This window comes from Saccharothrix obliqua, from assembly GCF_019375475.1.
Classification (GTDB): Bacteria; Actinomycetota; Actinomycetes; order Mycobacteriales; family Pseudonocardiaceae; genus Actinosynnema; species Actinosynnema obliqua.
Genome location: NZ_JAHXGQ010000007.1, coordinates 179780 through 204585, shown reverse-complemented (window position 1 = coordinate 204585; position 24806 = coordinate 179780). Strand labels below are relative to the sequence as shown.

Sequence of the window (24806 nt, the reverse complement as noted above, 5' to 3'; positions counted from 1 at the left end):
CCGTTCCGGCGGGCCGTCGGCTTCCGGCTCGCGGTGGTTCCGTTGCGGCCCTTCGGGTCTCGCGACCACCGGCCACTGCCGAGCCGGTGCGGCCGGGACCCGGACCACCCGCCGCGCTTCCGCCCCTGTCGCGCGTCGCTCTCGCCGCGTGCTCTTGGTCGCGCGTCGCTCCCGCCGCGTGCTCCTGGTCGCGCACCCGCAGCCCCGCCGCGTGTTCGCCCTCGTCACGCCTTTCCTGCCGCGCGCCGCGCCGTCGCGTGTTCGCCCTCGTCGTGGATCTCCTGCCGCGCGCCCTCCCCACCTCACCCCTGGTGGTGCCTGCCCCACCCGTGCAGGTGGGGCCGGCCCGACCTCGGGACTAGGGCGGGTCATACCCGAGGCGGATGCGGGGTTCCGCCGCCGTGGTGACGACCGCGCACGTGCGCGGCCCATAGTTTTCCCCTGTCCGCTTGAGCAGAGGGAATGAGGGAGCATGTCCGCACTGGTGTCCGACGTCGGAACGCGCACCGCTGTAGCTGCCGCGAACCTGGTGAAGGTCTACGGCAAGGGCGACACCGCCGTCCGGGCGCTGGACGGCGTGAGCGTCGCCTTCGAGGCCGGGAAGTTCACCGCGATCATGGGGCCCTCCGGCTCCGGCAAGTCCACCCTGATGCACTGCCTGGCCGGTCTCGACAACGTCGACGGCGGCACGGTCCACATCGCCGGCACCGAGATCACCTCGCTCGGCGACAAGGACCTCACCAAGCTGCGCCGCGACCGGATCGGGTTCGTGTTCCAGGCGTTCAACCTGCTGCCCACGCTGAGCGCGGAGCAGAACGTCCTGCTGGGGCTGGAACTGGCGGGCCGCAAGCCCGACCGCGCCTGGTTCGACACGATCGTCGACGTGCTCGGCCTGCGGGAGCGGTTGCGGCACAAGCCGACCGAGCTGTCCGGCGGCCAGCAGCAGCGCGTCGCGTGCGCCCGCGCCCTGGTCGCGAAGCCGGACGTGGTGTTCGCCGACGAGCCGACCGGCAACCTGGACTCGCGGTCCGGCGCGGAGGTCCTGGACTTCCTGCGGATGTCGGTGCGCAAGCTCGGCCAGACGGTGATCATGGTGACGCACGACCCGGTGGCCGCCTCGTACGCGGACCGCGTGGTGCTGCTCGCCGACGGCCACCTGGCCGGCGAGATCGACAACCCGACCGCCGACTCCGTGCTGTCCGCCCTGAAGCACCTGGGTGCGTGAGCTGATGCTGCGCACGATCCTCGCGGGCATCAAGGCCCGCACCGCCCGCCTGGTGCTGTCGTCGGTCGCGATCGCCCTCGGCGTCGCGTTCGTCACCGGCACCCTGGTGCTCGGCGACGCCATGAGCGCCGGGATGCGGGAGGAGTTCGCCAAAAGCGCGCGCAACGTCGACTTCGCCGTCACCATGTCCGGTGACGCCAAGGGCATCGGCGCGGAAGAGCTGGCCAAGATCCGTCGGACACCCGGTGTTGCGGGCGCGGATCCTCGCGGGTTCGTCCCGGTGCCGCTGATCACGTCCGCCGGCAAGGCGAAGCCCGCCCTGGCGGTGCCGCTCGGGTCGACCGAGAAGCTGCGCGAGTACGACCTGTCCACCGGCCGCTACCCCGCCTCGGACAACGAGGTCGCGGTGGACGTGCGGACCGCGTCCACGGCCAAGCTGACCGTGGGCGGTCCCGTCACGTTGCTGGGCAAGGACGAGCAGAAGCGCGAGTTCACCCTCGTCGGCACCTACCAGCAGGGCGTGGGCGAGATGTCCATGTCGGGCGCGGACCACCTGGTGCTCACGCCCGCAGCCTTCCAGTCGTTCGACCCGGAGAGGCTCGCGTACCAGGCGGTCGGCGTCGCCGCCGACGGCTACACGCAGCAGCAGGTCACGGACGCCGTGGCGAAGGCGTTGGAGGGCACCGGTCTCCGGGTGCAGACCGGTGAGGAGCTGACCGCGGACACGCTGCGGTCGATCAGCTCGCAGGCCGCGGAGTTCACCGCGTTCCTGCTGGCGTTCGCGGTGATCGCGCTGGTGGTCGCGGCGATGGTCATCTACAACACGTTCACCATCCTGGTCGCGCAGCGCACCCGGGAGCTGGCGTTGATGCGGTGCGTCGGCGCGAGCCGCAAGCAGGTGTTCCGCAGCGTGCTGGCCGAGGCCGTGGTGATGGGCTTCGCGGCGTCGGTGATCGGCCTGTTCGGCGGTCTCGGCGTGTCCGCGCTGCTCCAGCAGTTGATCGGCGGGTTCGTCACCGGCGGCGCCTCGCCGTCGGTCCAGCTCCCGCTGACCGGCACGACGGTGCTCGCGGCGTTTGGCGTCGGTGTGCTGGTGACCGTGCTCGCGGCCGTGCTGCCCGCCCGGCGGGCGACCCGCGTGCCGCCGGTGGCGGCGTTGCGCAGCCAGCCCGACAGCAGCGAGGAGGTGTCGCGGACCGGCCGGTTGCGCGTGCTGCTCGCGGTGCTGCTCGGCGTCGGCGGCGCGGGCGTGATCGTGCTGGGCCTCGGCCTGGAGGAGCAGGCGGCGATGATGGTGACCGGCGCGGGCACGATGATCGTGCTGGCCGCCGTGCTGGTGCTCGGCCCGCTGCTGGTCGGCCCGGTGAACCGCGCCCTCGGCGTGGTGCCGCGCGCCCTGTTCGGGGTGCCCGCCAAGCTCGCGTCGGCCAACGCCGGCCGCAACCCCAAGCGAACCGCCGCGACGACGGCCGCGCTGATGATCGGCGTGACCATCGTGGCGATGGTGACGGTGGTCGCCAACAGCGCCAAGGAGACCGCCAACGCCCAGATCGACGAGCGGATGCCCGCCGACTACACGGTGACGTCGTCGGTGCCGAGCCGGCTGCTGCCCGCCGAACTGGCCACCCAGCTCGCCGCGTCGCCCGCCGTGGAGCGCGTCGCGCCGACCGCGGAGGTCGTCGGCGAAGGCGCCTACTTCGTCGCCGTCGCGCAGGACTCGCTGGGCAACCTGTTCCGGCCCAAGGTGGAGAGCGGGTCGCTGGCCGACCTGAAGGCGGGCACGATCGCCGTGCGGTCGGACTACGCCAAGGCGGAAGGGCTGACCGTCGGCTCCACGAAGGCCGTGAAGACCGAGAACGGGTCGGGTGACCTGAAGGTCGTCGCGATCGTCACCGGCCAGCGCCTCGGCGACGGCGTCGTGACGCTGGAGACGGCGAAGGCGTTGAACCCCGAGCTGGCCGGTTACGACAGCATCATGGTGAAGCTCAAGCCGGGTGTCGCGGACAGCCGCGCGGCGGTCGAGCAGGTCACCGACACCTCGCCGCTGGCCGTGCTGGACTCGGCGGCGGAGACGAAGGAGCAGCTCAACAAGCAGCTCGACCAGGTGCTGGCGTTCGTGTGGGCGATGATCGGCCTGGCCGTGGTGATCGCGTTGTTCGGCATCGCCAACACGTTGACGCTGTCGGTGCTGGAGCGGACGCGGGAGTCGGCGCTGCTGCGGGCGCTCGGCCTGACCAGGGGCCAGTTGCGGCTGATGCTGGTGGTCGAATCGGTCCTGATGGCCGTGATGGGCGCGGCGATCGGCCTGGTGCTCGGCGTCGGGTTCGGCTGGGTGATCACGACGGCGGTGTCCACCGACGCGGTGGCGGTCGTGCTGACCGTCCCGTTCGGACAGATCGCCGCCATGCTCGGCGCGGCGGTGGTGGCTGCCGTGCTGGCCGCGGCGCTGCCCGCGCGGCGCGCGGCCCGGACCTCGGTCGTGGCAGGGATGGCCGAGGCGTAACCCGGGGGAGCCGGACGGCCCGTTCCGCGTGCGGAGCGGGCCGTCCGTGTGTCCGGCTTCACAGGAATTTCGCGCGGCACGCGTCACGACCGCGTGGCCCGGCCCTCTACTCCAGGTGCGGGGCCGACCCGGGCGAGGGCCGGGCCGGCCCCGCGTCGGCGGAATGCCGCGTGGGGCCGAATCCCGCGTCGTCCGCGTGTCAGGCCGAGCCCCGGGTTACCAGTGCGGTCGGCAGCACCTCGCGACGCGCCCGCACCGGTTCCTCGCGGAGCAGTCGCAGCAGGTGGGTGACCATGTGCTTGACCTGGTCGCCGGTGTCCTGGCGGACGGTCGTCAGCGGCGGGGTGGTGTGCGGGGCGATCGCCGGGTGGTCGTCGAAGCCGACGACGGCGACGTCCTCCGGCACCCGCCTGCCCGCCGCGCGCAGGGCCTCCAGCGCGCCGTCCGCCATCAGGTCGCTCGCGACGAACACCGCGTCCAGGTCCGGCACCCGGGCCAGCAGTGCGGCCATCGCGCGCTTGCCGCCCTCGCGGGAGAACCCGCCGTCCTCGGTGAGGAGCGCGACGTCCTCGTCCGACGCGCCGGTCGCGGCGCGCCAGCCCGCCAGGCGGTCCACCGCCGAGTGCTCGTCCAGCGGCCCGGTGACCGACCCGATGCGCTTGCGGCCCAGGGCGATCAGGTGCTCGGTGGCCAGCACACCGCCGCCCTCGTTGTCGTGGTCGACCAGGTGCAGGCCACGCAGCGGGCCCCACGGTCGGCCCGCGTACACCACGGGCAGCGGCAGCTTCCGGGCGGCGGCGGGGAGTTGGTCGCCCTTGTGCGGCGCGAACACCAGCGCGCCGTCCACGTGCCCGCCCGCGAGGAACCGCCGGGCGCGCGCCATGTCCTCCGGCGAGTGGACCAGCAGCAACACCATCTGCACGTCCGCGTCGGCGAGCGACCGGGCGGCGGCGCGGATCAGCCACGCGAAATGAGGATCGGCGAAGATCTTCGGCTCCGGCTCGGAGAACACCACGGCCACCGCACCGGTCCGCCGGGTGACCAGCGCCCGCGCCGCCTGGTTGGGCTGGTAGCCCAGCGCCGTCACGGCGGCCGTCACAGCCTCCTGCGCCTCCGGACTGACCCGGGGCGACGAGTTCAACACCCGGGACGCGGTCGCGCGGGACACCCCCGCCTTCGCCGCCACGTCCTCCAGGGTCGGCCGGCCGGGGTGCGACTGGACGGACACGACGACCAACTCCTCGCTTCGGAACCGAACCAGCTTAACCGGCCCGCCCCTGGTGAGAGCGCTTTCACGGCCGCCGTGGCGATCATCCGCCAACACGCCGACCACCGCTCCCGAACCGCTGCCCGCGCACTGGGCCACCCCGGGTCGGCGATCGCGGGGCGGGTGGCGGTTCGGCGGTCGCGAGCCCGGCGGTCCGGCGCTCGCGGAACTTTCAGGGAGCCTGCCTGATAGTTAGCGAGGCCCGAAACTTTCAGGGAGCCTGCCTGATAGATAGCGAGCTGGGAAACTTTCAGGGAGGTTGCCTGAAAGTTAGCGGTCTTCCGCCGCGCTGGGGCCGCCGGGCCGCCCGGGCCATCGTCGTCCGGCCCCTGTCATCGGGGGTGCTGTCGTCGGTTCGCCGACCTCGACCAGCCGACCGAACCCGGCCCCTCAGTCGTCGCAGCGCGGTGGGGGGAAGGGGTTGAGGGGGCCGCAGGGCCATTCCGTGTGGCGGGTCTTGGTCGTGGTGGTCGTGGTCCACGTCGGGGACTCCGCTGTCGGCTCCTCGGTGGTCCCGCGCGGCGGGGGAGGAACCGTGGTGCGTGGTGCGGAGGACGTCGCTCGGGCGGTGGTCGCCGCCGCGATCGGGTCGGTGGTCGATGCGCTGGTCGTCGTGGTGGTGGGCGCGGAGGAAGAGGGGGAGGGGCGGGTGATCCAGGTTGACGGCGGTGGCTCGGCTTTGGGGCGGTCCAGGCCGTCGATGTAGACGCCGATCAGCACGCCGGTCAGCGCCGACGCCGCCACGGCCAGGCCGCCGGCCGCCCACCGCACCCGCACAGCCGACCTCCGAGTCTCGTAGCGGCGCACTGCTGCGCTTCGGCGCGAACGGCAGCACAGTACCGCTTGATCGACAGGTCTCAGTCGACCCAGTCCACCTCGGCCGACCCGGCTGTCCGCGCCACCTCGGCGAGCACCGCTTTCCGCGCCCGTGCGGACAACGAGCGGAACGGTTCGACGGTGACGGTGGTTTTCCCACCGCGTTCCTCGCGGTTCCAGATGCCGGCCATGAGGCCGTCCACCAGCAGCACGGGCGACAGCCACCCCTGCGGCCGGTACACCCGGTCCGGCGTGCCCCCGGTCATCAACCGCGCGGCGTGCCGGGTCGCGGCGACCACGTACTGGTCGAACGCGGGCAGCAACCGCACCCCGGTCACCGGCTCGGCGTCGCGCACCGCCTCGACGAGGTCGGCACGCATCCAGTACGGCTCGCCCGCCACGTCCACGGGCGCGATCCGGTCGCCCAACGCCTTGAGCACCCGCCCGCCCTCCGCGGGCTGCACGCCCCACCACCGGGCGAACTCCTCGCGCGTCGCCGGGCCCTGCTGGGCGAAGAAGCGCAGCGCGATCTCGGCGACGGCGTCCTCCGGGGCCGGCTCGCCGGGCGGCAGCCACCGGTCGGGCCGGGTGAACCGGACCAGCCTGCCGTCACCCGGTCCGAACACCAGCCGACCCTGGAACGAGGCGGGTTTGAGGTACGCGCCCCAGCTCTCCCGCAGCTTCTCGCCGATGTGCGGCGACGTGCGGGCGGCCACCTCGTCGGCCAGCTCGAACCGGGTCAGCGGGTCGCCGTCCAGCGCCGACGACACGCCGTCCAGCAACTCGTCCAGCTCCTCGGCGGTGATGCCGAAGTTCCGGTGCCAGATCGGCTTGCGGTAGTGCCGGTACGTGGCGAAACCGGCCTGCCACAGCGGGTACTCGCGGGACGGCAGCAGGTGCAGCGTGCCGCGCATGGACCAGGTCTTGACGAGGGTCCGGTCCTCCCACAGGGCGGTGGCGACGAAGTCCGGGTCGAGCCCGTCGACGCGCGCGTGCAGGGTGGCCTCGGCGGAGGACATGAGCTGTGCGTGGAGCCCGCACAGCTCGGAGACCACGTCGAGCGCGTCCGCCGCGGGACGTCGGACGTCCAGGCTGTGCGCACGCGTGCGCCACGCGGCGACCTGCTGCCAGGTCAGCTTCACCGACGTGCCCCCTCGGTCACGGCACGCTCGATCGCGGCCAGCCGCCGTGCCAACTCGGCCGCGCCGAGCGCGCGTGCCAGCACCAGCGCGGCCCCGGACAGGGCGGCGACGAGCACCGCGCCGGTCATGTGCCAGGTCGGCGCGTCGCCGGTGCAGGTGAACACGTCGGTGAACCGGTCGGTCGAACAGGTCACGAACGGCACCGCCGCGACACCGACACCGGCCACCGCGGCACCGCCCAGGACGGCCGACCCGAAGCTGCGCATGAGCGGGAAGACCGCGTTCACCGCGCCCGCGGCGGCGATGGCGAACAGCAGCGGCACGGGGTGCGGGAACGGCCCTAAAACCGCGCTGCCGATCATCAGCGCGGCGAGCACGACGAGACCGGTCCGTTCACCCACCCGGCGACCCTAACCCGCGCCGCCGGCGAGACGTCAGAGATTCGTCAGGCGTTTCCGGGACTCTTGTGCCGCACGAGTCGGGGTCGCGCCCGACTCCGGGGCACGAGGGGGGCGTGCCTGCGGCTGTCGGGCGCGGCGTGGCGCCACCCGCCTGGCCCGGGAGGGCCGTCGGGGTCGGCGCGGGCGTCGCCGGATCGGACCGGACGGGCGTCGGGGCCACTGCCGCCGGAGTCGGCGCGGTGGAGTCCGAGGACGGGCCGTCCGGGTCCGGTGCGGCGTCGCCGCGAGTGGGGCACCCGGCGCGGGCGTCGCGGCGGACCGCGGCCGGGCGTCCGGGCCGGGTGCTGTCGCTCGCGGGTCGGGGGGCTGGGCCGGCGTGGCCGGGAACCGGGTCGGGCACCGCGTTGGGTGCCGAGGAAGCGGGCCGGCTCTCGGTCCGCGGCGCACGGGGCGGGGGCCGGGGCTCGTGGGACCGGCGAGCCGGAGTGGAACCGCGCGGATCGGCGGCGTGGGTGCTGAAGACGGGGGGAGGGCGGTGGGCGGGCGCGGGGTGTGGGTTCGTCCGGGGCGCGACTGCTGGGAAACGGCCCGAAGGTGCCTCGTATTGGTCTGATCCAGCCAGGTCCTCTTCGCACTATTGACGCATCTGGTCTAGACCACCTAAAGTGGTGAAGGCCACATCGTCCCTCGTGGATGGGCGGGCGGATGCCCCATCGACGAGGAGCCGGCTCACTGGGGTGGGCCACCGGGTGCGGCGGCGCGGTACTGCTCTCTCCCCACACCGCGCCGTCGCACTCGGCCGTGCCCCGGGTCCTGCCACACTGTGAGCGATGCTCACGCGCACCATCGCCATCCACTACGTCCGGGCCGCGCTGCGGGGCGCCCTCCGGCACGGGCACGACGTGCCGTCCCTGCTCTCCGGCGCGGGCATCCCCGAGGCGCTGCTCGCCGACGACCGAGCGCGGGTCACGCCCGCCCAGTACACCCGGCTGGTCCAGCTCCTCTGGGACGTGCTGGACGACGAGTTCATGGGTTTCGGCCCACAACGCAGCAAGCGCGGCACGTTCCCGACCATGTGCCTGCTCGCCGTGCACTGCGCGACCCTGGCCGACGCCCTCAAGCGCGGCCTCGACTTCTACCGGCTCTTCGACGTGCGGCCGGTGATGCGGCTGACCGAACGGGACGGCGTGGCGCGGTTCACGCTCGCCGCCGAGGGCGTGGACGACCCGGACCGGTTCCTGGTGGAGTCGCTGCTGGTGCTGTGGCACCGGTTCTCGTCGTGGCTGATCGGCAGGCGCATCCCGCTGCGGTCGCTCGACCTCGCCTACCCGGAACCACCGCACGCGGCCGAGTACCACCTGATCTACGGCTGCCCGCTGCGGTTCGCCGCGCCGGAGACCGTGCTGACCTTCGACACCCGCTTCCTGCGGATGCCCGTGGTGCAGGACGAGGCGGCGCTGCGGCGGTTCCTGCGCGACTCGCCCGCCGAACTGCTGTCCCGGCGCGACTACGGCGCGGACGCGTCCGGCCGGGTGCGGCGGGAACTCGGCAGCGGCGTGGTGGGCCTGGACAACGTGGCCGCGCGGCTCGGGGTGAGCGGGCCGACGTTGCGGCGCAAGCTCGCCGCCGAGGGCACGTCGTTCCGCGAGGTCCGCGAGCAGCTGCTGCGCGACCAGGCGGTGGCGAGCCTGGTGCGCGGCGGCGAGTCGGTGGAGGAATTGGCGCTGCGCCTGGGTTTCTCCGAGGCGAGCGCATTTCACCGGGCGTTCAAGCGGTGGACGGGCAACAGTCCTGGTGCGTACCGGACGGGAGCTGTTACCCAGTAGCGGCGTGCTCCGGTGGCGCGCGGGGACGCGGCCGAACGGGCGCGTCCCAACGGGTTCCGAGTCACGGGACCGCCACCGGTGAAACCCCTCCACCGACCGCGGAGACCCTGTGTCCAGACGCTCGTGGCCGCTCGCGGCCACCCTGGTCCTTGCCCTGATCCCCGTCCCGACCGCCCACGCCGAACCCGCCCACGCCGAACCCGCCCACCCTGGGCCACCACCGGCGGTGCGGCTGCTCGACCTGCCCGACGCGGTGGCCGCGAAGTCCGCGGTGGACCCCGCGCGGCGCATCGAGACCACCCGCACCAGCCGCCCGGTCGCACCGGGCGTCTCCCTGGACTCCTTCGACTGGTACGAACCCGGCGACGCCGGCGGCTGGGTGCGTGGTGACGCGCTCACCGTCGACCTCACCGCCGGCACCAGGGTCGAGTACCTGCACCCCGGCCGGGTCACCAGCGCGGAACCCCTGTCCGCGCAAGCGAGCCGCACCCGCGCCGTGGCCGCCGTCAACGGCGACTTCTTCGACATCAACAACTCCAACGCGCCGGAGGGCGTCGGCGTGCGGGACGGCGCCACCGTCAAGTCGCCCGCCGCCGGCCACCGCCGCGCGGTCGGCGTCGACGCCGCCGGGATCGGCCGCGTCATGGACGTCCTGTTCGAGGGCCGCGTGACCCGCGAGGACGGCACGACGATCCCCCTGGCGCAGCTCAACAGCGCGTCCATCGCGGCAGGCGCGGTCGGCGTGTTCAACCCGCTGTGGGGCTCCTACAGCCGCGCCCGCGCCGTGCGCGGCGCGACCAAGGTGACCGAGGTGGTGGTGCGCGCCGACGTCGTGGTCGAACTGCGCACCGCGGCGGGCGACGACCCGATCCCGTCCGACGGCTACGTCCTGGTCGGCCGCGAGGCCGGCGCGGACGTGCTGGCGTCGCTCGAACCGGGGCAACGGGTCTCCGTCGACTACACCACGAAAACCGCGGACGGCAACGCGATCAAGGCCGCCGTCGGCGGCAACCAGCTGCTGATCAAGGACGGCGTGGTGGTCGCGCCGGACGACGCGCTGCACCCGCGCACCGCGGTCGGCTTCTCCGCCGACGGCAAGAAGATGTTCATGCTCACCGTGGACGGCCGCCAAGCACCGTTCCTGCTGGGGCTGAACCTCAAGGACATGGCGTCGATCCTCAAGGAAATGGGCGCGCACAACGCGCTCAACCTCGACGGCGGCGGCTCGTCGACCCTGCTCGCGCGCACCCCCGGCACAGCGGCCGTGGCCGTCGAGAACACGCCTTCCGACGGCGGTGAGCGCTCGGTGCCCAACGGCCTGGCGCTGTACGCGCCGGAGGGCAGCGGCCGGCTCACCGGGTTCTGGGCGCGCACCGCGATCGACCCGCGTCGCGCGCCCGGCACGGACACCGTCGCGGGCGGCCACCCGGAGCGCGTGTTCCCCGGCCTCACCCGCCGGCTCGTCGCGGACGGCTACGACGAGACCTACGGCCCGGCCCGCGACCAGGCCCGGTCCTGGCACTCCACGCGCCCGGACGTCGGCTGGGTCGCCGACGGCGTGTTCCGCGCGCACCGCACGGGCACCGCGAAAGCCGTCGCACGGCGCGGGAACGTGCGTGGCGAGGTGGAGCTGACGGTGCTCGGCTCGCTGGCCGGGCTCACCGCCACGGCCAACCGGCTGAGCCTGCCCGAGGTCGGCGGCACCGGGTCGTTCGGCGTCGTCGGTCGGGACGGGGACGGCTTCACCGCGCCCGTGGAACCGGCCGACCTCACCCTGCGCTACGACCGGTCGGTCGTCGAGATCACGCCCGGCGACGACGGGGCGTTGCGGGTCAAGGCGCTCAAGCCCGGCGCCACGTCGGTCACCGCGCGGGTCGGCGGCCACACCACCGAGGTCGCGGTCACCGTCGGCCTGGAGGAGAAGGTGATCGCGGACTTCGGCGACGCCGCCTCCTGGACGTTCGGCTCGGCCCGCGGTTCCGGCTCGGTGACACCGGTCGCCGAGGGCCGGACGGGCGCGGGCCTGAAGCTGTCGTACGACTTCACCCAGTCCACCGGCACCCGCACCGCCTACGCCATCCCGCCGAAGCCGATCGTGGTGGAGGGCCAGCCGCTGGCGCTGGGCGCGTGGGTCTACGGCCACGGGCGTGGCGAGTGGACGGCGTTCACGGTGACCGACGACGCCGGGCTCACCCGCTCGCTGTACGGCCCGTACATCACGTGGACCGGCTGGCGGCGGATCGAGGTGCAGGTGCCGCCGGGGATGCAGTTCCCGTTGCGGGTCAACCGGTTCTACACCATCGAGACCAAGGCGGACCGCCAGTACACCGGTGAGGTGCTGGTCGACGACATCGTGGCCGAGGTGCCGCCCGCCGTCGACCTGCCCGAAGCGCCCGAGGTGCGCGATCGCGTGGTGGTGCGCGACGGGAACCTGGGCGGTCGGGACTGGCGGTTCGCGGTGATGTCCGACGCGCAGTTCGTGGCCCGGAACCCGGACAGCGACCTGGTGCGCGCCGCACGCCGCACACTGCGCGAGATCAAGGCGCAGAAACCGGATTTCGTGGTGGTCAACGGCGATTTCGTGGACGAGGCCGCGCCCGCGGACCTCGCGCTCGCGCGCCGCGTCCTGGAGGAGGAGCTGGGTGACGCGCTGCCGTGGTACTACGTGCCCGGCAACCACGAGATCATGGGTCCCGGCACGATCGACAACTTCCGGCGCGAGTTCGGCGCGACCAACCGGGTCTTCGACCACAAGGGCACGCGGTTCGTGCTGCTCGACACGTCCACCGGCACGTTGCGCGGCGGCGGGTTCGACCAGACCGCGATGCTGCGCGAGGCGTTGCGCGACCACCGGGCGGTGAAGTCCGTCGTGGTGGTGGAGCACCACCCGCTGCGTGATCCCACGCCCACCAAGGGCAGCCAGGTCGGCGACCGGCTGGAGGCCGACGTGGTGGAGGGCTGGCTGGCCGACTTCCGCCGCACCACCGGCAAGGGCGCGATGTTCATCGGCTCGCACGTCGGCGTGTTCCACGCGTCGCGGGTCGACGGCGTGCCCTACCTGGTCAACGGCAACTCCGGCAAGGCACCGGCGGAGGGCGGTTTCTCCGGCTGGACGATGCTCGGCGTCGACGCGAACCCGCGCCGCGACCGGGAGTGGATCGCCGCCGAGATCCGGCCGCACGTGGACGACCTGGCGCTCACCACGCCCGGCACGGTGCGCGTCGGCACGCCCGGCAAGGTGTCGGCGACCGTCGCGCAGGGCGGGCGGCACGTGCCGGTGGCCTACCCGGTCAGCGCCGACTGGACCGGCTCGCTGAACGTCCACATCGGACCGCCCGGCGGGCTGCGCCCGTGGCACGTCGCCCGGCTCGACCCGGAAACCGGTGCGCTGACGGCGATCCGGCCCGGCAAGGCGACGGTCGCGGTCACCGTGAACGGCGTGACGCGACGCGCCGACATCACGACCGCGTGGCCGCACCGGGGCCGCGCGGTCGCCTGACCGGCCCGGTGTGCGGGGAGCCCGGCTCCCCGCACACCGGCGCCGTCAGTACCGCTCGCCCCTCGCGGCGCGCTCGCGCAGCGACGCGGGCGGCCGGAACCGCTCGCCGTAGGTGTCGGCCAGGTAATCCGCCCGCTCCACGAACCCGGTCAGCCCGTAGGAGTTGACGAACTGGAGCGTGCCGCCGCTCCACGGCGCGAAGCCGAAGCCGAACACGCTGCCCACGTTCGCGTCACCCACGGACGTCAGCACGCCCTCGTCCAGGCACCGCACGGTCTCCAGCGACTGGATGAACAGCAGGCGGTCCTCGACGTCCTGCTCGGTGACACCCGCGTCGTCCCGCGCGTACTCCGCCAGGCCCGGCCACAGGAACTTCTTCCCGCCCTCCGGGTACTCGTAGAACCCCGCACCACCGGACCGCCCGGTGCGGCCCTGTGCCACCAGCTCCTCCAGCACGCGGAACGCGGGGTGCTCGGCGAGCACGCCCGCCGGGTCGTCGGCGCGCGCCTGGTCCCGGATGCGCAGCGGCAGCGTCAACGTCACCTCGTCGGACACCGCGAGCGGGCCGACGGCCATCCCGGCGCGCTTGGCCACGTTCTCGATCAGCGCGGGCAGAACGCCTTCCGCGACCATCGACACGGCCTCGGTGACGTACGTGCCGAACGTGCGCGAGGTGTAGAAGCCGCGGCTGTCGTTGACCACGATGGGCGTCTTGCCGATCCGGAGCACGTAGTCGAACGCCCGCGCCAGCGTCTCGTCCGACGTGTGCTCGCCGCGGATGATCTCCACCAGCCGCATCTTCGGCACGGGGGAGAAGAAGTGCAGCCCGATGAACCTCGCCGGGTCGCGCACCGCCGTCGCCAGGCCGGTGATGGGCAGCGTGGACGTGTTGGAGGCGATCACCGCGTCCGGGAGCGCCGCCGCCTCGGCCGCGGGCAGCACCCGGTTCTTCAGCTCGCGGTCCTCGAACACGGCCTCCACCACCAGGTCGCAGCCGGCGAGGTCGGCGTCCGAGTCGGTGGGGGTGATGCCCGGCACGCCGTTCGCGCCACGCGTCGCGGCCTCCAGGGTCACGTCCTTGAGCACGACCTCGACGCCGGCCTTGGCGCTCACCTCGGCGATGCCCGAACCCATCATGCCCGCGCCGAGCACGCCGACCTTCGACACCTCGGTGGCGCCGACACCCGGCGGGCGGGAGCCGCCCGCGCCGATCTCGTTGAGCTGGAACCAGAACGTCGAGATCATGTTCTTCGCCACCTGGCCGGTGGCCAGTTCCACGAAGTAGCGGCCCTCGACCTGGAGCGCGGTGTCGAAGTCGAGCAGCGCGCCCTCCACCGCCGCCGCGAGGATCTTCTCCGGCGCCGGGTACGCGCCGTGGGTCCGCTTGCGCAGCACGGCGGGCGCGGCGGCCAGCAGCCCGTACACCTCCGGGTCGCCGAACCGCACGTCCGGCACGACGTGGCCGGGCCGGTCCCATGGCTGCTGTGGCGCGGGGTTCTCCTTGATCCACGCACGTGCCTGCGCGATGAGGTCTTCCCGCGACGACGCCAACGCGTGCACCAGCCCGGCCTGCAACGCCCGCGCCGGCCGCAACTGCTTGCCCTCCATGAGCAGCGGCAGCGCCGGCTGCACGCCGAGCAGGCGCACCAGCCGCGTCACACCGCCACCGCCGGGCAGCAGGCCCAGCGTGACCTCGGGCAGGCCGATCCTGATCCGGTCGTCGTCCAGCGCGACGCGGTGGTGGCAGGCCAGGGCGATCTCGAACCCGCCGCCGAGCGCCGCGCCGTTGATCGCCGCCACCACGGGTCTGCCCAGCCGCTCCAACCGCCGCAACTGGCGCTTGACGTCCTCCAGGAAGCCGAGCGCCTCGCCCGCGTTCTCCGGGGTGAGCCGGACCAGCAGGTTCAGGTCGCCACCGGCGAAGAAGGTCTTCTTGGCCGAGGTGAGCACGACTCCCGTGATCCCGTCCCGCTCGGCCTCCAGCCGCGTGACCGCCGCGCCCATCGCCTCGTGGTACTCGGCGTTCATCACGTTCGCCGAGCCCGACATGTCCATGGTGAGGGTGACGATGCCCTCGTCGTCCCGCTCGTAGTGGATGGCCATCAGACCCTCTCGATGATCGTCGCGACACCCATGCCGCCGCCCACGCACAGCGTGGCCAGACCGCGGTGCAGGTCCCGGCGCTCCAGCTCGTCCAGCAGGGTGCCCAGGATCATGCAGCCGGTCGCGCCCAGCGGGTGGCCCAGCGCGATCGCGCCGCCGTTGACGTTGACCTTCACGTCGGGCAGGTCCAGCTCGCGCTGGAACTTCAGCACCACCGCGGAGAACGCCTCGTTGACCTCGAACAGGTCGATGTCCTCCACCGTCAGCCGCGCGCGGTCCAACGCCTTGCGCGCCGCCGGCGCCGGACCGGTGAGCATGATCGTCGGCTCGGTGCCGACCACCGCGACCGACACGACCCGGGCACGCGGCGTGAGGCCGAGGTCCCGCCCCGCGCGGGCGCTGCCGATCAGCATCGCCGCCGCGCCGTCCACGATCTGCGACGAGTTGCCCGCCGTGTGGACGTGCTCGACGCGCTCCACGGTCGGGTAGCGGTCGATCGCCACCGCGTCGAAACCGAGGTCGCCGTGGAACGCGAACGACGGCTTGAGGCCCGCCAACCCCTCCAGGGTCGTCTCCGGGCGGATCGCCTCGTCGTGGTCGAGCAGCACGTTCCCGGCGCGGTCCAGCACCGGCACCACGGAGCGGGCGAAGCGGCCCTCCTCCCGCGCCCGCGCGGCCCGCTGCTGCGAGCGGAGGGCGAAGGCGTCCACGTCCTCCCGGCCGAAGCCCTCCAGCGTGGCGATCAGGTCGGCGCTCACGCCCTGCGGCACGAAGTTCGTCGCCAGGTTCGTCTCCGGGTCGGCCATCCACGCGCCGCCGTCGGAACCCATCGGCACCCGCGACATGGACTCCACGCCGCCCGCGACCACCAGGTCCTCGAACCCCGACGCCACCTTCGCCGCCGCCAGGTTCACCGCTTCCAGACCGGACGCGCAGAAGCGGTTGAGCTGCACACCCGCCGTCCGCAGGTCCCACCCGGCGGTCAGCACCGCCGTGCGGGCGATGTCCGCGCCCTGCTCCCCGACCGGCGACACCACGCCGAACACCACGTCGTCGACCGCCGAGGTGTCCAGGTCGGTGCGCCGCGCCAGCGCCGCGAGCACCCCGGAGGCCAGGGTGATCGGCTTGACGCCGTGCAGCGAACCACGCTTTCCCCTGCCACGCGGCGTGCGCACCGCGTCGAAGATCAAGGCTTCGCTCATGCTGCCACGGTAGGCAGCCGCGACCTCCAAGCCCATGACCCCGGGGAGTGACTTATTAGCTCACCGCGAGGCCCATCACCTCGCCGTCACCCGTGAAGCCCAGCCGCTCGTACAGCCGGCGGGCGGCGACGTTCCCCCGGAACACGCGCAGCTGGACGAACCGCCACCCGTGCTCCCGCGCCCAGGCGAGCACCTCGGCCACCAGCGCCTCGCCGACGCCGCGGCGCCGGTACGGCGGTTTCACCCACATCGAGTACAGGTACAGCGCCCTTTCCCGCTCGGCGTGGGGCACCGCCGCCACCAGGCCGATCGGGTCGGGCGCCTCGGCGACCACCTTCACACCCCACCGGGGGTGCAGCAGGTCGCGCCAGCGGGACTCGTCGTAGTCCCGCTCGACGGTCAGCGCGGACCCGAACGCCCGCGGGTCGCTGGCCAGTGCGTTGAGCCTCATGTCACGCCACGTCGCCCAGTCCGCTGGGGACAGCCTTCGGAGGTTCATAACCGCAGTCTTGCGCAACACCCTGACAGTTGTGCTCACGATAAGGGGGCCGTTGTGGGTGCGTCGGTCATGGCGGACGCGCCCGGCCGGTGGGACCGTCGACCCCATGCAGACTCGCCGTTCACCGTGGCTGACGGACGACCTGGACCAGCTCCGCGACCTGGCCCGCACGTTCTTCGAGAGGGAATCGGTACCGCACCACGCGCGCTGGGCCGCGCAGCAGCAGGTGGACCGGGAGTTCTGGCGCAAGGCGGGCGAGGTCGGCCTGCTGTGCCTGTCCGTGCCCGAGGAGTACGGCGGTGGCGGCGGCACGTTCGCGCACGAGGCCGTGCTGCTGGAGGAGCAGGCACGCGTCGGCGACAGCGCGTGGGGCAACAGCGTGCACAGCGGGATCGTGGCGCACTACCTGCTCGCCTACGGGACCGAGGAGCAGAAGCACCGGTGGCTGCCGAAGCTGGCGTCGGGCGAGTACGTGGGCGCGATCGCGATGACCGAGCCCGGCGGCGGCTCCGACCTCCAGAACACCCGGACGCGTGCGGTCCGGGACGGTGACGAGTACGTGCTCAACGGGTCCAAGACGTTCATCACCAACGGCGCGCAGGCCGACCTGGTGATCGTGGTCGCCAAGACCGACCCGGCCCAGGGCGCCGCCGGCATCTCGCTGCTGGTCGTGGAGACCGCGGCGGCGCACGGCTTCCGGCGCGGCCGGGTGCTGGACAAGATCGGCCTCAAGGGGCAGGACACCGCCGAGATGTTCTTCGACGACGTGCGGGTGCCCGCGGCCAACCTGCTCGGGTCGGTCGAGGGGCAGGGCTTCGCGCAGCTGATGCGGCAGCTCCCGCAGGAACGGCTGATCATCGCGGTCGCGTCCGTCGCGGGCATCGAGGCCGCCGTCGACCTCACCGTGGCCTACGCCAAGGACCGCACGGCGTTCGGGCGGGAGCTGATCAAGTTCCAGAACACCCGGTTCAAGCTCGCCGAGTGCGCCACCGAGGCCCGGGTGACCAGGGCGTTCGTGGACGAGTGCGTCACCGAGCACCTGGCGGGGCGGCTGGACGTGCCGACCGCGGCGATGGCCAAGTGGTGGGCCACCGAGCGGCTGAGCCGGGTGGTGGACGAGTGCGTTCAGCTGTTCGGCGGCTACGGCTACATGACCGAGTACCCGATCGCGCGCGCGTGGGCGGACGCGCGCGTGCAGAAGATCTACGGCGGGACGAACGAGATCATGAAGGAAATCATCGCGAGGTCGCTCTAGTGGGCGGGCCGCTGGCGGGGTTGCGCGTGGTCGAGCTGGCGGGCCTCGCGCCCGCGCCGTTCGGCTGCATGGTGCTGGCCGACCTCGGCGCGTCCGTGGTGCGGGTGGACCGGGTCGGCGCGGTCGCGGCCGTGCCCGGTGACGTGCTGGGGCGCGGGCGGCGGTCCATCGGCGTCGACACCCGGCGACCGGCGGGCGCGGAGCTGGTGCTCGACCTGGTGGCGCGGGCCGACGTGCTGGTGGAGGGCTTCCGGCCGGGGGTGGCCGAGCGGCTGGGCATCGGGCCCGCGCACTGCCTGGCCCGCAACCCGCGCCTGGTGTACGGGCGGGTGACCGGCTGGGGCCAGGACGGCCCGCTGGCCGACCGGGCGGGCCACGACGTCAACTACATCGCGCTCGCGGGCGCGTTGGAGCCGATCGGCCGGGCGGGCGCGCCACCGACCGTGCCGCTCAACGTCATCGGCGACTTCGCCGGCGGCGGGCTGCTGCTCGCGGTCGGCGTGCTGGCGGCCCTGCACGAGCGCGAGCGGTCCGGGCGCGGACAGGTGGTGGACGCGGCCATGGTGGACGGCGCGGCGCTGCTGACGACGTTCCTGCACGGGATGCGGGCCGCCGGGGCGTGGCCGGGCGAGCGCGGCACGAACCTGCTCGACGGTGGCGCGCCGTTCTACGACATTTATGCCGCGTCGGATGGAAAGTACGTGAGCATCGGGGCCCTGGAGGAGAAGTTCTACGCCGATCTCCTGGTGCTGCTCGGGCTGTCCGCGGTTGATCTCCCGAATCGCCACGACACCGCGCGGTGGCCCGAGTTGCGCACGCGGATCGCGGCGGCGGTGGCCACGCGGACCCGGGACGAATGGGCGGAACTGGCGGCGGGCACGGACGCGTGCCTGGCACCCGTGCTCACGCCCGACGAGGCACCGACCGCGCCGCACAACGCGGCACGCGGCACGTTCACCGAGGTCGGAGGGGTGCGGCAACCCGCGCCCGCGCCCCGCTTCGACCGCACCCCGGCACCCGCGCCCACCGCGCCGCCCGCGATCGGGCAGCACACGGACGAGGTGTTGGCGGAGTTGGGCCGGTCGGCGGCGGAGATAGCGGAACTGCGGGAGAGCGGAGTGGTCGGATGATCGGGAGTCGGCGGAAAATGGTCGTGATAAATCGACCGGGGCGCGGTGAGAAATGGTCGGCGACCGGTGACGGTGAATGACGCGCGGTGTGCGGATCAGCGCAAGCGGGTGATCGGCGCGTGTTGCGGCGGAGTGCTGACGATGCGGCGGAACCTCGGTGTTCGTGCCAGGGGAGTGGGGGGCGAGTGGCCCGCATCTAGGTCATCGGCGGGGGCGTGGCGGGTCTTGATCGTCCGATCGGGTGACTGAGGCCGGTGTCCGGGCGTGCCTCCCCGCCGGCCGCGGCTCCCCGTCGTGGGATCAGGGCGCGTTCTCCAGTCATCGTCCGGGTGAATGGGGGACGATGGGCGGTGACGCGGCGGGCACCACGGCCGCCGGCCGCGCGCCTGCGAACGGACGGAGAGGGACTCGTGAACGTCAAGAAGGTGGTGACGCTGGCGGCGGTCGCGCTGCTGCTGTTCCTCCTGATCACCCAGCCCGATCAGTCCGCGGACGCGGTCAAGGCGGCCCTCGGCGGCCTCCGCCGGGGCGCCGAGTCGATCATCACGTTCGTCCGGAGCCTGTTCGACTAGCCGGTCGCCGGCGCGGTGATGGTCTGGTCACCAGCGGTGACACCGGCGCTCGGGCGTTGCACCGTATGGGTGGAATGAGGGCTATAACGCGCTGGTAACAGGGTTTTTGACAAACCGGGGTCTAGCGGTTGCCGGTACCCGCTAATACGGTGCGCTGCATTGGCTGATCTTCGACCGACGAGGAGGCAGAATGGTCGAGGACTCCGGAGTCGACGAGCTGCTGCGGCAGTGGGCGGCTGAGCGCTCGGACGACGCCGAGCTGCGCGAGGTGAACCGGATCAAGGACGAGTGGCTGGCCGAGGCCCCGCCGCGCTCCGCACCGGGCATCCCCGTGCAGCGGGCGAACGGCGGGCCACGCGGACTGGTTCGGGTCGAGTCCGCGGACCCGGCTTACGTGGCGGCGATGCGGAAGCGGGCGCCCGAGGTGCCCGACGTCCTGCTCGCCGCGGCCGCCAGCTACTGGCAGCTGGTCGGCGACCTCACCGAGGCGGAGCGGTGGTGGGACGCGGGCATCAGCCCGCTCGACCAGCGCGCCCTCGACTACCGGGCCGCCGGGCTCACGCCCGCCGACCTGGGACGTCGCCTCGGCCCGATGACGGTGCTCCAGCACCTGCGTCGGGGCAGTGCGGCGGCCTGGTGCGTGGCCAGGTTGCAGCGGCAGCGCCGGGACGGCGTCGCCTGAGCGGTCGCCGCCGCGTGGTGAGGACGCGGCGTCGGCAGTGATCGGACCAGCGGTCACCGGGAGGGTGGGCTCCGTGGCGGGGAGCCCCTTCCGACGTGAGGTCCACTCCGTGAGGTAGGTAGGCTGGGAGGGTGCCCGGCACCCTCCTGACCCCCAAGAGACTGGCCATCGGCGCGGTCTGCGTGGTCGCCCTGGTGGTGTGCTGCGGACTCGCCTACTGGCAGTGGGAGCGGTTCTCCGAGGCGGGCGGCACGTTCCAGAACCTCGGGTACGTCTTCCAGTGGCCGCTGTTCGGCCTGTTCCCCGCGTTCATGGTGTGGCGGATGCGCCGGCTGGCCGCACAGCGCGCGACCGCGCCCGACGAGGAGCCGGTGCCCGTGGCCGCGGCGCCGGTCGTTACCGTGGAACCCGTCAAAACACCCGCGCACGACGACGAGGACGACGAGCTGGCGGCCTACAACCGCTACCTCCGGGAGCTGAACGCGCGGGACCAGCGGTGAGCGAAGGCGGGTCGTAGGGCGATGAGCGGTGCGTTGGGCCGGTTCCGGTTCATGGCTTACGTGGTCGGTGTCGGCCTGCTCGGGCTCGTGGTGGCGATGTTCGTGAAGTACATCGGCGACAACTCCGCGATGATGGCCGTCGTCGGCCCCGTCCACGGCTTCCTCTACGCCATCTACCTGGTCTTCACGGTCGACCTGGCGCTCAAGGCGCGGTGGTCGCTCAAGGGCACGGTCCTGGTGCTGCTCGCGGGCACGATCCCGTTCGTGTCGTTCTACGCCGAGCGCAAGGTGGTCGACAGCGTGAAGGCCGAGCGCGCGCTGTGACCGCACGTCGGTTGACCGTGCCTACCAGCCACAACTAGCGTCTGGCGGTACCAACTGAACACGGCCGTCGATGTCGCGCGGGAGAGTCCCCGTCCAGGGGCGCCGAAGGAGCAACTCCTCCCCGGAATCTCTCAGGCACAGCTACCGCCCGACGAAGGCAACTCTGGAAAGCAGGCGCGTGCGCGCCTCGCCCACGGTGCAAGCCGCGCTGCGCGGCGAAGCTCTCAGGCCCATGACAGAGGGGGAGGCTCACTCGACGAGGAGTCTCCGATGGACCGTGTCACCCTTCACCCCGGCAGCCCGACCACACCGGTCGGTTCCGCTGCCGTGCCCGCCACCAGGGAGGACGACCCCGTGGAAACCCGCCGGACGCCGCTGCACGCCGAGCACGAGGCGCTGGGCGCCCACTTCACCGACTTCGCGGGCTGGCGGATGCCGCTGCGCTACGACAGCGAGCTGGCCGAGCACCACGCCGTGCGGAACTCGGCGGGCCTGTTCGACCTGTCGCACATGGGTGAGATCGTCCTGGCCGGCCCCGAGGCGGGCCGCGCGCTCGACCACGCCCTCGTCGGCCACGCGTCGGCGATCGGCGTCGGCCGCGCCCGCTACACCATGATCACGCGGGCCGACGGCGGCGTGCTGGACGACCTGATCGTGTACCGCACCGGCGACCAGGAGTTCCTGGTCGTGGCGAACGCCTCGAACGCCGCCGTGGTGTTCCAGGCGCTCGTGGAGCGGGCGGAGGGCTACCAGACCACCGTCGAGGACAAGTCGGCCGACTACGCCCTCCTGGCGGTGCAGGGACCGGCCGCCACGACGATCCTGGCCGGCCTCACCACCACCGACCTGGCCGCCGTGCGGTACTACGCCTCCTACCCGACCGAGGTGGCCGGCCGCCCCGCGCTGCTCGCCCGCACCGGCTACACCGGCGAGGACGGCTTCGAGCTGTTCCTCGACCCGGCGGACGCGCCGCACGTGTGGCAGGCGTTGCTCGCGGCGGGCGCGCCGCACGACATCCGGCCCGCCGGCCTCGGCTGCCGCGACACCCTGCGCCTGGAAGCCGGGATGCCCCTGTACGGCAACGAGTTGACCGCCGAGCGCACCCCGTACCACGCCAACCTGGGCCGCGTGGTGAAGCTCGACAAGCAGGCGGACTTCGTGGGCCGCGACGCGTTGGCCGCGGTCGCCGAGCGCGGCGCGGACGCGAAGCTGGTCGGCCTGAAGACCGAGTCCCGCCGCGCGCCCCGCCACGGCTACCCGGTGCTCGACGCGGCGGGCACGCCGGTCGGCGAGGTCACCAGCGGCGCGCTGTCGCCCACGCTGGGCTACTCGGTCGCGATGGCGTACGTGACGCCGGAGCACGCCGAGCCCGGCACGAAGCTCGCCGTCGACATCCGGGGCCGCCAGGAGCCCGTGGAGGTCGTCGCGCTGCCGTTCTACAAGCGAAACTCGTAAGGGAGACCACATGTCCGAGCACTTCAACACCTCCCTCGCGGAGTTCGACCCCGAGGTGGCCGAGGCCGTCGCGGCCGAACTCGGCCGGCAGCAGGGCACGTTGGAGATGATCGCCTCGGAGAACTTCACCCCGGTGTCGGTCCTCCAGGCGCAGGGCTCCGTGCTCACCAACAAGTACGCCGAGGGCTACCCCGGCCGGCGTTACTACGGCGGGTGCGAGAACGTCGACGTCGTCGAGCGGCTGGCGATCTCGCGGGTGAAGGAGCTGTTCGGCGCGGGCTTCGCCAACGTGCAGCCGCACTCCGGCGCGCAGGCCAACGCGTGCGCCATGTTCGCCCTCCTCCAGCCCGGCGACACCATCCTGGGCCTGGACCTGGCGCACGGCGGCCACCTGACGCACGGGATGCGGATCAACTTCTCCGGCAAGCTCTACAACGTGGTGCCCTACCACGTGTCCGACACCGACGGCCGGGTGGACATGGCCGAGGTCGAGCGCCTGGCCACCGAGCACCGGCCGAAGCTGATCGTGGCCGGCTGGTCGGCCTACCCGCGGCAGCTCGACTTCGCCGAGTTCCGCCGGATCGCCGACGCCGTGGGCGCGTACCTGATGGTCGACATGGCGCACTTCGCGGGCCTGGTGGCGGCCGGGCTGCACCCCAGCCCGGTGCCGCACGCGCACGTCGTCACCACCACCACGCACAAGACGCTCGGCGGCCCGCGTGGCGGCGTGATCCTGACCAACGAGGCCGACCTCGCCAAGAAGATCAACTCGGCGGTGTTCCCCGGCCAGCAGGGCGGTCCGCTGGAGCACGTGATCGCGGGCAAGGCGGTGGCGTTCAAGCACGCCGCGTCGCCCGAGTTCGCCGACCGGCAGCGCCGCACCGTCGAGGGCGCGCGCATCCTCGCCGAGCGGCTGTCCCGGCCGGACGCGGCGGCGGCCGGCGTCAAGGTGCTCACCGGCGGCACGGACGTGCACCTGGTGCTGGTCGACCTGGTGGCCTCCGAGCTGGACGGCAAGCAGGCCGAGGACCGGCTGCACGAGGTCGGCATCACGGTCAACCGCAACGCGGTGCCGAACGACCCGCGTCCGCCGATGGTGACCTCGGGGCTGCGGATCGGCACGCCCGCGCTGGCCACGCGCGGGTTCGGCGCGGAGGACTTCGCCGAGGTGGCGGACGTCATCGCCGCGGCGCTCCAGGCGGACCCGGACCTGGCCGAGCTGCGCGCGCGCGTCGACGTGCTCGCGGCGAAGCACCCGCTGTACCCCAACCTGTGAGCTGAGCACCGCGATCCCCCGCGTGCCGGGGGATCGCGGTTCTCCTATCGGCGGGCGTCCGACCACAGGTGGAACAGGTCGGCCCACTGCCGCGCGGTCAGGTCCCGGGGCAGCGCGGTGGCCGGCACGCCGTTCCGCCGCGACCACTGCTCGACCCGGGCGCGCGTCAGCGGGCGTGCCGCCGCGGCGACGATCTCGGGCAGCCCGCGCCCCCGGCCGGTGAACACCCGCCGCGCGAAGGACTGGTAACGCCCGCGGTCCACGTGGTGCACGAGGGGTCGCGCCCGGCGGTTGGCGGTGAGCAGGCCGCCGTCGACACCCGGCCGCGGCCGGAACGCCGTCGCGGGCACCCGGCGCACCAGGCGGAAGTCGAACCACGGCCACCACTGCGCCGTCATCAGCGTCGCACCGCCGACACCGGCGCGGCGGCGGGCGACCTCCCACTGCACGAGGAGGACGGCGTCGGTCCACGCCGGCGCGTGCAGGACGTGCCGGAGCATGGCCGTGGTCTGGTGGAACGGCAGGTTGCCGACCAGCACGTGCGGGTCGGCGGGTGGCGCGTGGCGCAGGAAGTCGCCGTGGACGACCTCCACCGCCGGGCCGGTCAGCCGGTGGAGGCGGGCGACCAGCCGGTGGTCGATCTCGACGGCGGTGAGCCGCCTGCCGAGCCGCTGTAGCGGCCGGGTGAGCGCGCCGTCACCCGCGCCGATCTCCACGATCGGCCCGGTGGTGGCGGCGACGAGGTCCACGAACGCGTCGATGACGTCGGGGTCCACGAGGAAGTTCTGCCCCAGCTCGTGGCGGCCGGGGTGGGTGGTGATGCGCACAATCGCTCCGCGGCTTCGAGGTGAGCCGGGCAGCACGCGTCGTGCCGCCTGGCGCTGACTCGCTCGGGCGGCGGATCCTCCGGGGTGCGGACAGGACCGCCGCTAGGCGCGGCGGATCCGGATCATGGCGATGGCGTACACATCGGACAAGCTACCCGGCCCCAACCCCGGTCCCACAACCGTTTTTCGACCCACCCTGACACCGCCACGCCGCTCGCGCACCCGCGGTTCCCGTTCACCTCGCCCGCTCCCTCGCCGCCGATGCCCTTGCGTGCGCCGGCCCATCCGTGCGCCGCCCCGCC

At 73.1% G+C, this 24806-nt stretch carries 20 protein-coding genes and 2 riboswitches; of the genes, 13 read left to right on the top strand and 7 right to left on the bottom strand.

Annotation, left to right across the window (positions count from 1 at the left end):
* The first annotated feature begins 472 nt into the window (after positions 1-472).
* Positions 473-1225 carry an ABC transporter ATP-binding protein gene (locus KZQ38_RS22790; RefSeq protein ID WP_219444300.1) on the top strand — a complete coding sequence of 251 codons (753 nt, stop codon included), beginning with the start codon at positions 473-475 and terminating at the stop codon, positions 1223-1225.
* Entirely contained in the window at positions 1218-3728 is a 2511-nt protein-coding gene (locus tag KZQ38_RS22785; protein ID WP_308258532.1) for an ABC transporter permease, read from the top strand. The genes KZQ38_RS22790 and KZQ38_RS22785 overlap by 8 nt, the downstream gene beginning before the upstream one ends.
* A gap of 199 nt (positions 3729-3927) precedes the next feature.
* Here the strand turns inward: KZQ38_RS22785 and KZQ38_RS22780 are convergent, their stop codons facing one another.
* Positions 3928-4956, bottom strand: a complete 1029-nt coding sequence (locus tag KZQ38_RS22780; RefSeq protein WP_219444298.1) for a LacI family DNA-binding transcriptional regulator — start codon at positions 4954-4956, stop codon at positions 3928-3930.
* Positions 4957-5440: 484 nt separating this feature from the next.
* On the opposite strand from KZQ38_RS22780, the gene KZQ38_RS22775 reads away from it, so the two are divergent.
* Positions 5441-5701 (top strand): hypothetical protein, encoded by a 261-nt coding sequence (locus tag KZQ38_RS22775; protein ID WP_219444296.1) that lies wholly within the window; start codon positions 5441-5443, stop codon positions 5699-5701.
* Between the two features lie 151 nt (positions 5702-5852).
* Here the strand turns inward: KZQ38_RS22775 and KZQ38_RS22770 are convergent, their stop codons facing one another.
* Together KZQ38_RS22770 and KZQ38_RS22765 are read right to left on the bottom strand one after the other, a co-directional pair.
* Positions 5853-6953 carry a winged helix DNA-binding domain-containing protein gene (locus KZQ38_RS22770; protein WP_219444294.1) on the bottom strand — a complete coding sequence of 367 codons (1101 nt, stop codon included), beginning with the start codon at positions 6951-6953 and terminating at the stop codon, positions 5853-5855.
* Entirely contained in the window at positions 6950-7354 is a 405-nt protein-coding gene (locus tag KZQ38_RS22765) for a hypothetical protein (protein WP_219444292.1), read from the bottom strand. The genes KZQ38_RS22770 and KZQ38_RS22765 overlap by 4 nt, the downstream gene beginning before the upstream one ends.
* An 830-nt stretch (positions 7355-8184) precedes the next feature.
* Here KZQ38_RS22765 and KZQ38_RS22760 point away from each other — a divergent pair.
* Positions 8185-9180 (top strand): AraC family transcriptional regulator, encoded by a 996-nt coding sequence (locus KZQ38_RS22760; protein ID WP_219444291.1) that lies wholly within the window; start codon positions 8185-8187, stop codon positions 9178-9180.
* A gap of 109 nt (positions 9181-9289) precedes the next feature.
* The gene (locus KZQ38_RS22755; protein WP_219444289.1) at positions 9290-12679 is read left to right on the top strand and encodes a phosphodiester glycosidase family protein; all 3390 of its coding nucleotides are present in this window, start codon (positions 9290-9292) and stop codon (positions 12677-12679) included.
* A gap of 45 nt (positions 12680-12724) precedes the next feature.
* On the opposite strand, the gene KZQ38_RS22750 is transcribed toward KZQ38_RS22755, so the two are convergent.
* From KZQ38_RS22750 to KZQ38_RS22740, 3 genes are read right to left on the bottom strand one after another with little or no spacing between them, the layout of a single operon-like run.
* Positions 12725-14782 carry a 3-hydroxyacyl-CoA dehydrogenase NAD-binding domain-containing protein gene (locus tag KZQ38_RS22750; protein WP_219444287.1) on the bottom strand — a complete coding sequence of 686 codons (2058 nt, stop codon included), beginning with the start codon at positions 14780-14782 and terminating at the stop codon, positions 12725-12727.
* Positions 14782-15984, bottom strand: coding sequence for an acetyl-CoA C-acetyltransferase (locus KZQ38_RS22745; RefSeq protein ID WP_219444285.1), 1203 nt, complete (start codon positions 15982-15984; stop codon positions 14782-14784). The genes KZQ38_RS22750 and KZQ38_RS22745 overlap by 1 nt, the downstream gene beginning before the upstream one ends.
* Positions 15985-16039: 55 nt before the next feature.
* On the bottom strand, positions 16040-16483 hold the full coding sequence (locus KZQ38_RS22740) for a GNAT family N-acetyltransferase (RefSeq protein ID WP_219444283.1): 444 nt from the start codon (positions 16481-16483) through the stop codon (positions 16040-16042).
* A 106-nt stretch (positions 16484-16589) separates the two neighbouring features.
* Between KZQ38_RS22740 and KZQ38_RS22735 the strand changes: the two genes are divergently transcribed.
* The 8 genes from KZQ38_RS22735 (at position 16590) to glyA (ending at position 23677) form a co-directional block, all read left to right on the top strand.
* The gene (locus tag KZQ38_RS22735) at positions 16590-17738 is read left to right on the top strand and encodes an acyl-CoA dehydrogenase family protein (RefSeq protein ID WP_219444281.1); all 1149 of its coding nucleotides are present in this window, start codon (positions 16590-16592) and stop codon (positions 17736-17738) included.
* A complete protein-coding gene (locus KZQ38_RS22730; RefSeq protein WP_219444279.1) occupies positions 17738-18868 on the top strand; it encodes a CaiB/BaiF CoA transferase family protein in 1131 nt (376 codons plus the stop codon). Before KZQ38_RS22735 ends, KZQ38_RS22730 begins: the two co-directional genes overlap by 1 nt.
* 410 nt (positions 18869-19278) lie before the next feature.
* Positions 19279-19440, top strand: coding sequence for a hypothetical protein (locus KZQ38_RS22725; protein ID WP_219444277.1), 162 nt, complete (start codon positions 19279-19281; stop codon positions 19438-19440).
* Positions 19441-19630: 190 nt separating this feature from the next.
* Positions 19631-20122: a helix-turn-helix transcriptional regulator gene (locus tag KZQ38_RS22720; RefSeq protein ID WP_219444276.1), complete on the top strand. Its 492-nt coding sequence runs from the start codon at positions 19631-19633 to the stop codon at positions 20120-20122.
* Positions 20123-20253: 131 nt separating this feature from the next.
* A complete protein-coding gene (locus KZQ38_RS22715; protein ID WP_219444274.1) occupies positions 20254-20622 on the top strand; it encodes a hypothetical protein in 369 nt (122 codons plus the stop codon).
* Positions 20623-20643: 21 nt separating this feature from the next.
* Positions 20644-20946: a DUF3817 domain-containing protein gene (locus KZQ38_RS22710; RefSeq protein WP_219444272.1), complete on the top strand. Its 303-nt coding sequence runs from the start codon at positions 20644-20646 to the stop codon at positions 20944-20946.
* A gap of 68 nt (positions 20947-21014) precedes the next feature.
* Positions 21015-21103: riboswitch (glycine riboswitch) on the top strand.
* A gap of 1 nt (position 21104) precedes the next feature.
* A riboswitch (glycine riboswitch) is annotated at positions 21105-21192 on the top strand.
* Between the two features lie 108 nt (positions 21193-21300).
* Complete coding sequence (gene gcvT / locus KZQ38_RS22705) at positions 21301-22401, top strand: glycine cleavage system aminomethyltransferase GcvT (RefSeq protein ID WP_308258558.1); 1101 nt, start codon at positions 21301-21303, stop codon at positions 22399-22401.
* A 10-nt stretch (positions 22402-22411) separates the two neighbouring features.
* Positions 22412-23677, top strand: a complete 1266-nt coding sequence (glyA, locus tag KZQ38_RS22700) for a serine hydroxymethyltransferase (protein WP_219444268.1) — start codon at positions 22412-22414, stop codon at positions 23675-23677.
* A gap of 44 nt (positions 23678-23721) precedes the next feature.
* On the opposite strand, the gene erm is transcribed toward glyA, so the two are convergent.
* Positions 23722-24498, bottom strand: coding sequence for a 23S ribosomal RNA methyltransferase Erm (erm, locus tag KZQ38_RS22695; RefSeq protein ID WP_219444656.1), 777 nt, complete (start codon positions 24496-24498; stop codon positions 23722-23724).
* Positions 24499-24806 lie beyond the last annotated feature (308 nt).

Excerpts from the sequence above, each read along its gene's own strand:
- glyA (WP_219444268.1), top strand. The coding sequence starts at position 22,412 with ATGTCCGAGCACTTCAACACCTCCCTCGCGGAGTTCGACCCCGAGGTG.
- KZQ38_RS22710 (WP_219444272.1), top strand. The coding sequence starts at position 20,644 with ATGAGCGGTGCGTTGGGCCGGTTCCGGTTCATGGCTTACGTGGTCGGT.
- KZQ38_RS22745 (WP_219444285.1), bottom strand. The coding sequence starts at position 15,984 with ATGAGCGAAGCCTTGATCTTCGACGCGGTGCGCACGCCGCGTGGCAGG.
- KZQ38_RS22720 (WP_219444276.1), top strand. The coding sequence starts at position 19,631 with ATGGTCGAGGACTCCGGAGTCGACGAGCTGCTGCGGCAGTGGGCGGCT.
- KZQ38_RS22750 (WP_219444287.1), bottom strand. The coding sequence starts at position 14,782 with ATGGCCATCCACTACGAGCGGGACGACGAGGGCATCGTCACCCTCACC.
- KZQ38_RS22740 (WP_219444283.1), bottom strand. The coding sequence starts at position 16,483 with ATGAACCTCCGAAGGCTGTCCCCAGCGGACTGGGCGACGTGGCGTGAC.
- KZQ38_RS22790 (WP_219444300.1), top strand. The coding sequence starts at position 473 with ATGTCCGCACTGGTGTCCGACGTCGGAACGCGCACCGCTGTAGCTGCC.
- KZQ38_RS22735 (WP_219444281.1), top strand. The coding sequence starts at position 16,590 with ATGCAGACTCGCCGTTCACCGTGGCTGACGGACGACCTGGACCAGCTC.
- KZQ38_RS22760 (WP_219444291.1), top strand. The coding sequence starts at position 8,185 with ATGCTCACGCGCACCATCGCCATCCACTACGTCCGGGCCGCGCTGCGG.